Here is a 13,276-nt window from a genome sequence, read left to right on the forward strand (position 1 = left end):
TGCGGATATTATGAATTCTTGAGAGTTTAGGAAGTGAATTTCTTCCCTGAAACGGAGAATTCATGAGGATCTTAGGCATTTTGCAGGACCGACTATTTACTTGAAATTCGAGATACCAGAGGGAAGCGCTTGGCATCATGGAGATCTTTATTGCTTTTAATCGACTTGCTGATGTGGTAGACGTTGAGATTAATTCCTGGTTTATGTCTAACCTGGCAATTCAACATGAACCGCTCTAGCCCGAATATTTCATAAATTCGCGTGATGATCACGCAGGATTTTGATTAATAGGGAAGTTTTGAGAAGGAGTGGTGTAGTGATTCATACACCCGACTGAGCAAAATCTTTCTTATTAATCAAAAGACAAGTGAGGGCACGTGCTAATTTATGAAATATTCGGGCTAGGTTTCCCAGAGACTCGGTAGTTTGAGCCAAGTTGTAATGCCTGGCTCTTTCATTTGCTGGAAAAAAATGCACTATATGCTAGGAAACAACGGCGGAAGAATCGATTTGCGCGCTGATTACCGGCGTTTATTTTGGTGAGGAGTCGGTACCGTAGCGATTATGACCGATACAGATAATACTGGTACAGAAGCTACAGCATGGTATGGTGACTCTGGTTTAGTGCAAAATGATTCGTCACTAATAAATGATCATTAGCCATGGATGAAATAACTCTGGTTCTGGTGTGTAAACGACCCGCGCTGGGGATTGGTAAGCAGCGGCTGATTGCTAGGCTAGGGATGGAAAAAACCCGGCAGATTGCGCAAGCGCTGTTAAATTGTGCACTGGAGGATGTGAAGAATTGGCAGGGACCTGTGGTGATTGCACCTGCATCGGAAGAGGATCATGATTGGGCAGCAACTTTGCTGCTGTCATCGAAGTCTGTACGGATACGACCCCAGGCAACGGGCAATCTCGGGCAGCGTTTGAATGGAATCGATAGCAAGCTGCGAAGCGAGGGATTGAAGCAACTAGTTTATATCGGTAGCGATGCGCCTTTACTGACGGAGACTGACTATGCCGCTTGCCGTGCTGCCTTGCAGCGCCATGATACCGTCTTGATACCGGCAACCGATGGCGGAGTTGCGTTGATGGCCAGCTGTCACCCCTGGCCTTTGCTGGTTAGTCTACCTTGGAGCACTGATCAGTTGGGTGCTGCCTTGATAGATTGTTGTCGCAGCGCAGGGCAGTCTGTTGCGCTACTGGCGCAACGTTCTGATGTAGATAAGCTAGAAGATTGCCTGGAATTGGTTACATTGCTGCAAAATGAGGAGAGGCCAGCCCGACGACAGCTCCATGCGCTGGTGAGTAACATTATCAATAAAATGGAAAATCATGATGATTAGCTTTAGCGTTATCATTCCCTGTTATCAGGATGAAGAAAGGTTAGTGCAACTGCTTGAACAGTTACAAAAATTGCCGCATCGTCCTACGGAGATCATCGTAGTCGATGGGGCGAATAGTCAAACTTGTCGCGATGTGTGTGCTCAGCACGGTGCGTGCTGGCTAGCCAGTGAGCCTTGCCGTGGGCGACAGTTATTGCAGGGTGCTGCATTAGCGCAAGGAGAGGCACTTTGGTTTCTGCACGCTGACGTACACTTGCCCCCTGATCCGTTGACAGCAATGACTCAGGCGCTTGAACAAGGTGCAGTTGGCGGTTATTTTCGTTTTCAGTTTGGCGTGCCGCGTGTCTGGCCAGTATTGATATTGGAGCCTGCTATTGCCCTACGCAGTCGTTTTGGGGTGCCTTATGGCGATCAGGGCATTTTTGCTAAACGGGATGCCTATTTTGCAGTGGGTGGGCATGCACTCTGGCCGCTGTTCGAGGAAGTGCCCTTGGTGAAAGGATTACGTCGTTTGGGACATTTTCAACCAATACTGGAGCCCTTATGGGTTGATTCACGTCGTTGGCAGCGTGATGGCTGGTGGCGGCGCACCTGGCATAATCGCAAATTGGCGATCCGCTTTGCATGGGGTATGTCGCCTGATAAATTAGCAGAGCAGTATCGCGCTCGCCGGCCCTGACAATTTTTATAAAAGGAGAAATCTCATGCAAGAGATTGTTCAGAAATACTATGGTGAAACGCTGACTAGCTCTGCAGATCTGCAAACCAATGCCTGCTGCACCGATTCAGGTTTGCCGGAGTATGTAAAGCCCCTGTTGGCAAAAGTTCATAGTGAAGTGCTGAGCCGCTACTATGGCTGTGGTCTGGTATTGCCGCAGCTGCTGGACAGCCTGACGGTGCTTGATCTCGGCTGTGGCGCTGGGCGTGATGTCTATGTGCTGTCTCAATTGGTTGGGGAACAGGGACGGGTCATTGGCGTAGATATGACAGAAGAGCAATTGGCCGTAGCACGCCGACACGAAGATTATCATCGTCAGCTATTTGGCTATGCTAAGAGTAATGTCCATTTCCTGCAGGGTGATATCGAGCGCTTGCATGAGCTTGGGTTGTCGGATGCGAGTATCGATGTAATCGTGTCCAATTGCGTGATCAATCTTGCGCTGGATAAGGCAGCAGTGCTGCGCGAAGCTTGGCGAGTGCTTAAACCAGGAGGTGAATTGTATTTCTCCGATGTGTATAGCGACAGGCGCATTCCTGCCGTTCTGGCTAGAGATCCTGTTTTGTATGGCGAATGTCTGGGCGGAGCATTGTACTGGAACGATTTTCTGCAGCTTGCGCGTCACTGTGGCTTTATCGATCCACGCTTGGTAGATGATCGACCTGTGACGATTGGCAATGCCCATCTCGCAGAACGCACCGGCAATATACGCTTCTATTCGGCCACCTATCGCTTGTTCAAGCTGGAAAATTTGGAACCTGCTTGCGAGGATCATGGCCAATCGGTAGTTTACCGTGGTTCAATTCCCTATCATCCGCATTTGTTTATACTGGACAAGCATCATGCGATCGAGGCAGGTCGACAGTTTCCAGTTTGTGGTAATACTTTGCGTATGCTGCATGACACGCGCTTTAAGGAACATTTCGATTTCTACGGAAATTTTGATCGTCATTTTGGTATTTTCCCAGGGTGTGGTATGGGCCTACCTTTCGATGATCAGAGTGGAGATGTGAATGGTAAAGCGAGCGGGGGATGTTGCTGAGCTTTCCATATGGATACAAAAGGTAACTATTATTCAGCACGATCTGATTTGTGGTATCGCACGTTGGAAGGCGAGCCGCGCGGCTTCATCCAAGCGCATGGCCTGGAAGAAGTCTGGTTTCATACCGGCACCGCTTGTAACCTGGCATGTCCTTTTTGCCTGGAAGGTTCGAAACCAGGCGATAACCGGCTGCAATTAGCACGTTTTGATGACGTAAAACCGTTCATCGACGAAGCTGTGGCGCTGGGTGTGCGGCAGTTTTCCTTTACCGGTGGTGAGCCGTTCATCAACAAGGATATCGTGCGCATATTAAATGCTGGATTACAGCATCGGCCTTGTTTAGTGCTTACCAATGGGACAGAGCCGCTGATCAAACGCCTTCACCAACTCAAACCCTTACTTAATTGTCCCAATCCATTGCATTTTCGGGTTAGCCTCGATCATTTCGACGCAATGCAGCATGATCAGGGAAGGGGAGAGGGTATGTTTGCCCATGCGCTGGAAGGCATGCGAAAACTTTATCAGAATGGTTTTTCCTTATCCATCGCGAGTCAGGTAATTTCTGGCATGGATGCGAATGAGGTGTCTAGGCGCTTTAGCGAAATACTTGAAGCGGCAGGTTTACCAGGGGATCTGCCCCGTATCGAATTTCCCGAATTTCACCCCCCTGAAACGGAGGTTATCGTTCCGCATATCACCACCCATTGCATGACCACGTACCAGACTGAAAAGACTCGCCAACAGTTCATGTGTGCATTCAGCAGGATGGTCGTCAAGATAGCCGGCAGAATGCAGGTGTATGCCTGTACGCTGGTGGATGATGATCCCGATTACGCACTGGCAGAAACACTTGCGGACAGTTTGCAAGTACCGGTCAGCATGAAACATCATCGGTGTTATAGTTGCTTTCGTTTTGGGGCCTCATGCAGTGAACTGAAATAATTTGGATAACCAAGGAGCAGGATGAATAAACACGGGTGGTTACTCGGGTTCCTATTGGTGTTGATCGGATTGTTTTTTGCTTTTGATCTGGAGCATTTCTTCAGTTTAGAAGTGCTTAAGGCAAGTCATGATGAGCTTCAGCTGATTTATCGGGAACAGTCCCTCTGGGTGATCAGCCTTTATGCAGTGACTTATATCATCATGGCGGCGCTTTCGTTACCGGGTGCCGCTGCCATGTCGCTAGCGGGCGGGGCGGTGCTGGGGTTCTGGGTTGGCGTGCCCGTTGTGCTGATTTCAGCCACCCTCGGTGCCACACTTGCTTTTCTGGCGGTACGCTATCTGTTTCGTGATGCAGTGCAACGCCGTTTTGGTGATCGTCTTGAAGCAATTAATAGTGGTCTAGAACGGGATGGCGCGTTCTATCTTTTCTCGTTGCGCCTGATACCCGTTTTTCCTTTCTTTCTGATCAATCTGCTGATGGGTCTCACGGCGATTCGCGTCAGCACTTTTTTTTGGGCAAGCCTGATCGGTATGCTGGCTGGGTCGGCAGTTTATGTCAACGCAGGTACCCAGCTTGCTGCTATTACTAGCCTATCCGATATTTTGTCGCCCGCATTGATCGGATCATTTTTGCTGCTGGCTATTTTCCCATGGCTCGCACGCTGGGCAATTGACATCATCAAGCAGCGGCGGCTCTACGCTCCTTGGCCCAAGCCAGCCCATTTTGATCGCAATCTGGTGGTGATTGGCGCAGGCGCAGCTGGTCTGGTGACTTCCTATATTGCAGCCGCTACACGCGCCAAGGTGACGCTGATCGAAAGTCACAAAATGGGCGGAGACTGTCTGAATTATGGTTGTGTTCCCTCCAAAGCACTGATTCGTACCGCTAATTTTGTCAGGCAGGCAAAACATGCTCGGTCACTAGGCATAGACCAGGTGGCGTTCGACTATGATTTCAGTGATATCATGGCGCGTGTTCAGCGCGTTATCCACACCGTGGAGCCGCACGATTCTGTGGAGCGCTATACTCAGTTAGGTGTGGAGGTGATACAGGGTGAAGCGCGCATTACCTCACCGTGGACGGTGACAGTGAATGGGCAAACCTTGACCACGCGCGCGATAGTGATTGCAACTGGTGCCCGGCCATTTATTCCAGCGATTCCGGGATTGGAGCAAGTTAACTACTACACCTCGGAAACCATTTGGTCACTGACGCAGCGACCGAAACGGCTGGTGGTGCTTGGTGGTGGGCCGATCGGTTGTGAATTGGCGCAAGCATTCGCCCGCTTGGGCTGTCAAGTCACGCAGGTCGAGCGGGATCATTTGATGATGTGCGAAGACACTGAGGTGGTAGCGCTGGTTGAAGCAGCGCTGCAAGTGGATGGGGTGCGGGTGTTGACGCAGACGGAAGCCGTGCGCTGTGAAAAAAGCAGCAATGAGCAGCGGCTGGTCGTGCGTGATCGAAGGGGTAAAGAGGAAGTGCTGACATTCGATGCCATGTTGTGCGCGGCCGGTAGAGTTGCTCGCACGGAAGGACTGGGTCTGGAAGAGCTGAACATCCCATTGACTCCGAAACGTACCATCGAGACGAATGGCTGGCTGCAAACGATTTATCCCAACATCTATGCCTGTGGCGATGTAGTCGGGCCTTATCAGTTTACGCATACGGCTGCACATCAGGCATGGTATGCCTCGGTCAATGCGTTGTTTGGTCATATCAAACGCTTCAAGGTCGATTATTCCGTGATTCCCTGGGCGACCTTTACCGACCCGGAAGTGGCGCGTGTTGGCTTATCCGAACAAGACGCAAAAGCACGCAATATCGCCTATGAGGTGACGCGTTATGAATTGAAGGAACTCGATCGTGCCATTGCCGATGAAGCCGCGCAGGGTTTTATTAAAGTATTGACGGTGCCGGGCAGAGACCGGATATTAGGCGTGACGATCGTCAGTGAACATGCCAGTGATTTGCTGGCGGAATTTGTGCTCGCCATGAAACATGGCTTGGGGCTCAACAAAATTCTGGGAACGATTCATACTTATCCAACGTGGCCGGAGGCCAACAAATATGTGGCGGGAGAATGGAAACGTCAGCATGTTTCACGCCGTTTGTTGAGTTGGGTAGAGCGTTATCATGCGCGCAGGAGGGATAAACCATGAGATTTTGGAGGCAATCGATCTGGATCACAATCGCGATGCTGGCTCTATCGGGGGCGGGTGCTGCTACAGTGATCACTCCGCATAAACTGGTATTGACCGGATCGAGCACGATTGCGCCTTTGGCCGTTGAACTCGGGCGGCGGTTTGAATCGCTGCATCCCGGTGTGCGCGTGGATGTGCAAACAGGCGGTTCTTCACGGGGAATCAACGATACGCGCCAGGGCGTTGCCGATATCGGCATGGTGTCACGCGCCATGAAAGCGGATGAGCAGGATTTACAGGCCTTCACCATTGCATTGGATGGGGTAGGAATCATTATTCATGCCAGTAATCCTGTTACTTCACTTACCTCACAACAGATTGCTGATATTTACACAGGTAAGATAACCAACTGGCAAGAACTGGGTGGAAAGAATGCCCGCATTACGGTAGTCAACAAGGCGGAAGGGCGCTCCACGCTGGAATTATTTTTGACCTACTTCCAACTGAAAAACAGTGATATCAAGCCGCATATCGTTATCGGTGACAATCAGCAGGGCATCAAGACCTTGGCCGGCAACTCTCATGCGGTGGGTTATGTCTCTATTGGCACCGCAGAATACGGCGCTCAACGCGGCGTGCCCATCAAACTGCTACCGATGGATGGAATAGCTGCGTCGGTTGCTAATGTGCGCAATGGAAGTTATCCGCTGTCGCGTCCACTTAACCTGGTAACCCGGATGACACCGACAGGACTGGTGAAACAATTCCTAGATTTTGCTCGCACGGAGCAAGCGCATGACTTGGTGGAAGCGCAGTATTTTGTTCCAATCAGCATCGATTGATAAGTGGCTGCAGTGGTTGTTGCGTGCAGGTGCAGTGATGGCAGCCCTGATCATGGCGTTGATCATGCTGTTTTTACTGCTGGAATCCTGGCCGGCATTGCAGCATATCGCACTCATACGGTTTTTTACCGATGAGACCTGGCACCCGCTGGAAGATCACTACAACCTGTTGCCGATGGTGACAGGAACCCTTTACGCGAGTTGTGGCGCCCTTTTTCTGGCAATTCCTCTGGGAATTGCTTCGGCGCTGTTCATGGCGTTTTACGCTTCACCTCGCATGGCCATTCTGTATCGGCGGCTGATTGAATTGTTGGCTGGTATTCCCTCGGTGGTATTCGGATTCTGGGGGCTGACTACCTTGGTGCCAATGATCAATCAATGGCAGCCACCTGGTGCGAGCTTGCTTGCCGCGATACTCATCTTGACGCTGATGATTTTGCCTACGCTGGCATTGACAAGCCATGCTGCACTGACGGCTGTTCCAGGCGAATATCTGAGATCAGCAGCAGCACTCGGGTTGTCGCGCTGGGGAATGATTTATGGCGTGGTTTTGCCTGCAGCACGTAAAGGGATCGTGGCGGGAATATTACTTGCAGCCGGTCGTGCGATAGGAGAAACCATGGCGGTGTTGATGGTGGCGGGAAATGTAGTGCAGCATGCAGACAGCCTGTTTGCTCCCATCCGTACTTTGACTGCCAATATCGCATTGGAAATGGCCTATGCCATGAGCGACCATCGAGCGGCGTTGTTTGTCTCGGGTTTGCTGTTGTTATTACTGGTGATGGTGTTGACGAGCTTGGCAGGATGGCTCGGTAAGGAGCATCATGTATAAGCAGATAGTTGTTACCGGCAAGCCTAACCATCTGTTGCGTGATCAAATGATCCGGCTGCTGATTTATCTCATGGTGTTATGTGTGAGTGGAGTGTTTCTATGGATACTGCTCGATCTGATCCATGGCGGCAGTGCGCTGCTATCATGGGATTTTCTGACCGATGTGCCACGCGATGCAGGGCGTGCGGGCGGTATTGGCTCCATACTGATATCCACTTTGCTGGTCTTGCTGATCGCGCTGCTGGTGGCATTACCAGTCGGATGGGCGACCGCCATGTTACTGGCGGAGTTTATTCCTGCCATGAGTCTGCTTGGTCGGTGGGTGCGTTACAGTTTGCAGGTATTGGCAGGCGTGCCTTCTATCGTATTTGGCCTGTTTGGCTATGCGTTTTTTAGCATTTATCTGGGTATGGGTTTTTCCATTTTATCCGGGGGACTGACCTTGGCATGTATGCTGTTACCCATTCTGGTAAGCACAGCGGAAGCAGGGTTACGGGCTGTGCCAGAGAGTTATCGTTTATCTGCAGCTGCGCTAGGTATGTCACGTACGGCCACGTTGTTTCATTTGTTGTTGCCGGTAGCGGCGCCAGCCTGGGCAGCAGGATTATTGTTGGGAATCGGACGGGCGGCGGCGGAAACAGCGGCGCTGATGTTTACCAGTGGTTATGTTGATCGTATGCCGGAGTCACTGCTGGATTCTGGGCGTGTGCTGGCGCTGCATATTTTTGACTTGTCGATGAATGTGCCGGGGGGGGATGCGCCTGCCTATGCTTCGGCACTGGTGCTGATCATATTGCTGCTCGTGATCAACCTAATTGCAATGCAACTGATCCATTTCTGGCAGCGTAGAAAACTGAATACAGAATGAAACCGAAATCTGATATGACCGATTATCTGAATGATCGTGAAGTATTGAACCCAGCGCAACCGACTTGTGATAAGAGCAATGCTTATACACTCGGTCCCTTGCAGACAGGTCCTTATTGTTGCATTCCCGAACCCGTCATTCAGGTCAAGGATCTTTCACTTTTTTATGGCGCCAAGCGTGCGCTCGACAAGGTGACGCTGGCTATTTACCGGGGCTGTATTACCGCTCTGATTGGTCCTTCCGGTTGCGGAAAAACCAGCTTCTTATCCGCGATCAATCGCTTGACCGATTTGATTCCAGATTGCCGCGTTGAAGGGGCTGTTCAGTTCGAAGGTGATGATATTTATGATGCGACCTGCAATGTGCAGCAGTTGCGCAAGCGGATCGGCATGGTGTTTCAGAAACCCACGCCTTTTCCATTGTCCATTCAACGCAACATCGTTTTGCCATTGCGTGAGCATGGCATCACGCAACGGGCGGACATTCAGGTTATCACGGAACAGGTACTAAGTGATGTCGGCTTATGGGATGAAGTTTGCGACCGGCTGGATGCTCCGGCAGTGAGTCTGTCTGGCGGTCAGCAGCAACGGCTATGTATCGCCCGTGCACTGGCGCTCGATCCGCAGATTTTATTGATGGATGAACCGTGCAGTGCACTGGATCCCATTGCCTCCAGCGTGGTGGAAGATTTGATCAACCGGTTAAGCGGGCGCTATACCATCGTGATTGTGACCCACAACCTGGCGCAGGCACGGCGTATCGCCAATTACGCCGCGTTTTTCTGGGTGAAGGAGCGCGAGCGCATCGGCCATCTGGTCGAATTTGGTCACTGCCGGGATATTTTTGAAACCCCCACCCACCCCCTAACGGCAGCGTATGTGAGTGGGGCAAGAGGGTAAATGGCTGTACTTCCTTCTCATCCAGTTAATCTACTTTATCCGACTCATCTAGCGGAATCAGCAGAGTAGGGCATTGTTCTTTGTATTCAATATCCGGTAGCATCCAATTTGGCTACTTGAACTATTATTTTTGTATAACGAAGATTACCAGATGGTAATAAGGGGAAAATGTCATGATTAAGAACACAAGGAAGGTTGCAATATCGATCATATTTTATGAGGCCGCAATTGGTGGATTAATGGAAAGGTATGGCCAGGAGGAAATGAGTAGTTAATGGGCAAATATGCTCAATTGGCCCAAGCGATTTGTTATAGCCTTGTCGACTGGCTTGGTCGGAGTCGTAGTATATCTAATGCCAGTGGGGTTAGTTATAGAGGAGGAATATGGCCTAAGCTGGTTATTTCATTTACGTGGCGCAATGTCTGCATCTGCTGATGTTATTGTCATTGCAGTCGACCAATCATCTGCTTCTGAGTTAAATTTGCCGCTCAATCCAAAGGAGTGGCCACGTGATCGGCATGCTGATTTAATTGATAAGCTCGTCGCAGCAGGAGCTGAGGTTATTTCGTTTGATCTGAGATTTGGAGCTTGTGGCAGGAGACCTGAAAGCGACGAAAAGCTGGCGCATGCGATGAGCAAGGCTGGTAATGTTGTTTTGGTGGAAAGATTGATCGATTCCCGGGATACAGATTCTTTTCCATATCAGACCGAAAAAAAGTTAGATGATTGTCAAACAGAGCATGGAATTGGTTCTGAATTAGATGATACGAAAAAGAAAGAAGGGTTTTCTTTTCGGGATTATCCAAGACTGGTTGGCATTTGGCGTTTGCCAATTTTGCCAATTATTGCCGATGCCGCCCGAGCCACTGCTCCATTCATTTTACCCAGAGGTTCTGTGACACAGTATTGGGCATTCAATACCAGTGGGGGCGATATTCCCTCATTGCCATCGGTTATGTTACAGGTTTTCGCACTTCAAGCTTATGATGATTTCGTTCATCTACTACGCATCGTAGATCCATTGCTGGCGACCCAAATACCAGCCAGTCAGCATGACCTCGACATTGAGGATTTGATGTTTACGTTGCGGAATGTATTAGCTAACAATGCAAAACTGGCGGACGATATGCAGTATGAACTGGATCGGAGCCAACTTACTAGCCATGGTAATAAAAAGATCATACGTGCATTGCTTAATCTGTATTCCGGGAGCGAAACAAGGTACCTTAATTTTTATGGGCCACCACGTACCATAAGAACAATATCGTATCATCAAGTTCTGCACTCTGATGCGGCTGAATCTGAACAGCTAGATCTAAAAGGCAAGGCTGTCTTGGTCGGGGTATCTGCTGATAGTTTTAGTGAACAGGATGAGTTAAGGGATGATTATGTCACGATATTCAACCAATCAGATGGTTTGCAGATTAGTGGCGTCGAGATTGCTGCAACAGCTTTTGCTAACTTACTGGATGACCGTCCTGTGCGGCCGATACCTTTAATAGGTACGCTCTCCATTCTTTTTCTGTCTGGTTTCATGCTGTGCTTGGTTTTTTTGGTTTTACCAGATCGAAGTGCTGTACTGATAGGTGTTATATTGGTGCTTCTTTATGGTTCTGGTGCTTATTATCTTTTTAAAATGGCGCACGTATGGCTGCCGATAGTCATACCATTAGCACAAATGCTATTGGCCTGTGGTGCTGCTTTATTATTGAAATATGTTGAATCTGTTAAAGAGCGCTTGATTCTCAGGGAAGCATTCGGCAAGTATGTGCCTGAACAGGTAGTCAATGATTTTGTTAATAATGCCGGTAGAGAAACGACAAGCAGTCAGTTGCTTTATGGTATCTGCATGGATACAGATGCCGACAAGTATACAGAGCTTGGAGGAAGATTGAGTCCGACGGAACTCAGGCTTTTGATGAATGATTATTACGCAACCTTATTCAAGCCAGTAAAACAGTATGAAGGTATCGTTTCCGATGTAAAGGGAGATGCAATGCTGGCCATATGGGCTGCATCAACTGCACTATCCTTTCAGCGTAGACAGGCATGTTTTGCCGCTCTTGAGATTATTAAGGCTGTTGAGCATTTTAACCGGAATAACGGTGAATTTCGGTTACCAACCCGAATTGGTCTGCATGCTGGTGAAATGACATTGGGAAATGTTGGCGCCATGCACCATTATGAATATCGCGCCGTCGGAGATATAGTTAACACCACCAATCGCATTCAGGGCGCAAACAAATATTTTAAAACACGCCTGTTGTTATCAAAAGCGGTGCTAGACGGTTTAGATGACTTTCTAGTGCGCCCTCTGGGAAAAATTCTACTTTCCGGTAGATCAATTCCGATCGAGCTGGTAGAGCTCGTAGCCCCCAAGGAGGAGGCAAATAATGATCAAATTTGGTTATGTGAAGGTTTCACTAATGGCTTGCTAGCCTATGAATCGCAAGACTGGTCTGGTGCCTGCGATCATTTTTTAGAAATTCTCCAGGTTTTTCCTGACGATGGGCCGTCACACTTTTTTCTGAATCTTTGCCAGGATTATCGCTTGATTCCACCCCAGTCATGGAGTGGCATTACTCGACTGCCAGGGAAGTAATGATGATAGGACTTTTTCCAGATCAGAATATCTGATCAATTTTTTTCGGAAAATCTTTGAGAAATATAGCCAAACCAAATAATTTTGGCTCTTTGAAGGGATGGCGTACTTTCTGGATTTTTACCGTAAAGTTTTATCTATCCGTGAGGAAGAAGGGCTTACAATTGCCGAGGTCGCGGGTCGGTTTAGTGTTGGCGTTGCGAGCGTTGTGCGCTGGCTGAAGGATATTCACTGCAAGCCATCGGGTTCTTGCAAGCGTAAAGTCGATCTTGAGATTCTGACATAGGATATCCGTAATTAACCTGATGCCTACCAGTACGAGCGTGCGGCGCGTCTGGGCGTAGCGCAGAATGCGGTTTTTCATGCGCTCAGGAAGCTGCGTGTCTCCTATAAAAAAACTGAAATATTCCAAAGCGGACGAAGACGTACGGCGTATCTTTCGGGAGAAGATCGCGGCATATGAAGCAGCGGGACGAATGATAGTCTACATCGACGAGAGTGGCTTCGCCCACGGTGTGCCGCACACGCGGGGTTGTGCACCCATTGGCCACAGAGATGTTATCGCACGCATGACTGGCATGCGAAAGGCCGTATCAACGCAATTGGCGCCCTGATCGGAAAACTACTGGTAACTCTGTTGGCCTGTTTGAAGCCAACATCAACGCTGATGGGTTTCATGGGATGGACGATGCAGGATCTCTTGCCAAAATGAGATCCTGCGCCGATCATCACTATGGATAAGGCTACTTTCCACAAACGCAACGATATTCAGAAATGTTTCTCATACGCAGGGCACATCATCGAATATCTCCCACCTTACCCTCCAGTTCTCAATCCCATAGAACACCAATGGGCTCAAGCCAAACCATCCGTAAATAACAAAACTTCCCAGTCGATATCCTCTTCAAATCATATGCTCTTTGAATCATTCTTATTTGGTTCTGCAATATCAGAAAATTCATAAAAGCGTTAAACAATAATGCTAATATGGTTATAGCATATAGTTTCTGTAATATTGGGTGTTAAGAGGTGGTTTATT

The 13,276-nt window shown here is 49.1% G+C and carries 12 protein-coding genes and 2 pseudogenes; all 14 read left to right on the top strand.

Going from position 1 to position 13,276, the window contains the following annotated elements; translation table 11 throughout:
• Nucleotides 1–555 precede the first annotated feature (555 nt).
• Nucleotides 556–660 (top strand): annotated as a pseudogene (locus BLW34_RS17320) (DUF3047 domain-containing protein); the annotation flags it as partial.
• A gap of 2 nt (nucleotides 661–662) precedes the next feature.
• A complete protein-coding gene (locus tag BLW34_RS03475) occupies nucleotides 663–1,349 on the top strand; it encodes a DUF2064 domain-containing protein (protein WP_090575665.1) in 687 nt (228 codons plus the stop codon).
• Nucleotides 1,339–2,028: a TIGR04283 family arsenosugar biosynthesis glycosyltransferase gene (locus BLW34_RS03480; protein WP_256203552.1), complete on the top strand. Its 690-nt coding sequence runs from the start codon at nucleotides 1,339–1,341 to the stop codon at nucleotides 2,026–2,028. The genes BLW34_RS03475 and BLW34_RS03480 overlap by 11 nt, the downstream gene beginning before the upstream one ends.
• A gap of 25 nt (nucleotides 2,029–2,053) precedes the next feature.
• Nucleotides 2,054–3,109, top strand: coding sequence for a methyltransferase domain-containing protein (locus BLW34_RS03485; RefSeq protein WP_090575671.1), 1,056 nt, complete (start codon nucleotides 2,054–2,056; stop codon nucleotides 3,107–3,109).
• Between the two features lie 9 nt (nucleotides 3,110–3,118).
• Nucleotides 3,119–4,051: a radical SAM protein gene (locus BLW34_RS03490; RefSeq protein WP_090575674.1), complete on the top strand. Its 933-nt coding sequence runs from the start codon at nucleotides 3,119–3,121 to the stop codon at nucleotides 4,049–4,051.
• 21 nt (nucleotides 4,052–4,072) lie between these two features.
• The gene (locus BLW34_RS03495) at nucleotides 4,073–6,211 is read left to right on the top strand and encodes an FAD-dependent oxidoreductase (protein ID WP_090575678.1); all 2,139 of its coding nucleotides are present in this window, start codon (nucleotides 4,073–4,075) and stop codon (nucleotides 6,209–6,211) included.
• The gene (locus BLW34_RS03500; protein ID WP_090575681.1) at nucleotides 6,208–7,035 is read left to right on the top strand and encodes a phosphate ABC transporter substrate-binding protein; all 828 of its coding nucleotides are present in this window, start codon (nucleotides 6,208–6,210) and stop codon (nucleotides 7,033–7,035) included. The genes BLW34_RS03495 and BLW34_RS03500 overlap by 4 nt, the downstream gene beginning before the upstream one ends.
• The gene (gene pstC, locus BLW34_RS03505) at nucleotides 6,989–7,867 is read left to right on the top strand and encodes a phosphate ABC transporter permease subunit PstC (protein ID WP_090575684.1); all 879 of its coding nucleotides are present in this window, start codon (nucleotides 6,989–6,991) and stop codon (nucleotides 7,865–7,867) included. Before BLW34_RS03500 ends, pstC begins: the two co-directional genes overlap by 47 nt.
• Entirely contained in the window at nucleotides 7,860–8,735 is an 876-nt protein-coding gene (gene pstA, locus BLW34_RS03510; protein WP_090575687.1) for a phosphate ABC transporter permease PstA, read from the top strand. The genes pstC and pstA overlap by 8 nt, the downstream gene beginning before the upstream one ends.
• Nucleotides 8,732–9,634: a phosphate ABC transporter ATP-binding protein gene (locus BLW34_RS03515; RefSeq protein WP_256203554.1), complete on the top strand. Its 903-nt coding sequence runs from the start codon at nucleotides 8,732–8,734 to the stop codon at nucleotides 9,632–9,634. The genes pstA and BLW34_RS03515 overlap by 4 nt, the downstream gene beginning before the upstream one ends.
• 284 nt (nucleotides 9,635–9,918) lie before the next feature.
• Nucleotides 9,919–12,237 carry a CHASE2 domain-containing protein gene (locus tag BLW34_RS03520; protein ID WP_090575690.1) on the top strand — a complete coding sequence of 773 codons (2,319 nt, stop codon included), beginning with the start codon at nucleotides 9,919–9,921 and terminating at the stop codon, nucleotides 12,235–12,237.
• 100 nt (nucleotides 12,238–12,337) lie between these two features.
• A pseudogene (locus tag BLW34_RS17250) lies at nucleotides 12,338–12,700 on the top strand (IS630 transposase-related protein).
• Nucleotides 12,618–12,851, top strand: a complete 234-nt coding sequence (locus tag BLW34_RS16365) for a hypothetical protein (protein WP_218138759.1) — start codon at nucleotides 12,618–12,620, stop codon at nucleotides 12,849–12,851. The pseudogene BLW34_RS17250 and the gene BLW34_RS16365 overlap by 83 nt, the downstream one beginning before the upstream one ends.
• A gap of 119 nt (nucleotides 12,852–12,970) precedes the next feature.
• The gene (locus tag BLW34_RS17325; protein WP_218138760.1) at nucleotides 12,971–13,201 is read left to right on the top strand and encodes a transposase; all 231 of its coding nucleotides are present in this window, start codon (nucleotides 12,971–12,973) and stop codon (nucleotides 13,199–13,201) included.
• Nucleotides 13,202–13,276: the final 75 nt, after the last annotated feature.

The sequence above is a fragment of the Nitrosomonas sp. Nm58 genome (assembly GCF_900107335.1).
In the GTDB taxonomy this organism is placed as follows: Bacteria; Pseudomonadota; Gammaproteobacteria; order Burkholderiales; family Nitrosomonadaceae; genus Nitrosomonas.

Excerpts from the sequence above, each read along its gene's own strand:
- BLW34_RS03475 (WP_090575665.1), top strand. The coding sequence starts at position 663 with ATGGATGAAATAACTCTGGTTCTGGTGTGTAAACGACCCGCGCTGGGG.
- BLW34_RS03480 (WP_256203552.1), top strand. The coding sequence starts at position 1,339 with ATGATGATTAGCTTTAGCGTTATCATTCCCTGTTATCAGGATGAAGAA.
- BLW34_RS03485 (WP_090575671.1), top strand. The coding sequence starts at position 2,054 with ATGCAAGAGATTGTTCAGAAATACTATGGTGAAACGCTGACTAGCTCT.
- BLW34_RS03490 (WP_090575674.1), top strand. The coding sequence starts at position 3,119 with ATGGATACAAAAGGTAACTATTATTCAGCACGATCTGATTTGTGGTAT.
- BLW34_RS03495 (WP_090575678.1), top strand. The coding sequence starts at position 4,073 with ATGAATAAACACGGGTGGTTACTCGGGTTCCTATTGGTGTTGATCGGA.
- BLW34_RS03500 (WP_090575681.1), top strand. The coding sequence starts at position 6,208 with ATGAGATTTTGGAGGCAATCGATCTGGATCACAATCGCGATGCTGGCT.
- pstC (WP_090575684.1), top strand. The coding sequence starts at position 6,989 with ATGACTTGGTGGAAGCGCAGTATTTTGTTCCAATCAGCATCGATTGAT.
- pstA (WP_090575687.1), top strand. The coding sequence starts at position 7,860 with ATGTATAAGCAGATAGTTGTTACCGGCAAGCCTAACCATCTGTTGCGT.
- BLW34_RS03515 (WP_256203554.1), top strand. The coding sequence starts at position 8,732 with ATGAAACCGAAATCTGATATGACCGATTATCTGAATGATCGTGAAGTA.
- BLW34_RS03520 (WP_090575690.1), top strand. The coding sequence starts at position 9,919 with ATGCTCAATTGGCCCAAGCGATTTGTTATAGCCTTGTCGACTGGCTTG.
- BLW34_RS17325 (WP_218138760.1), top strand. The coding sequence starts at position 12,971 with ATGGATAAGGCTACTTTCCACAAACGCAACGATATTCAGAAATGTTTC.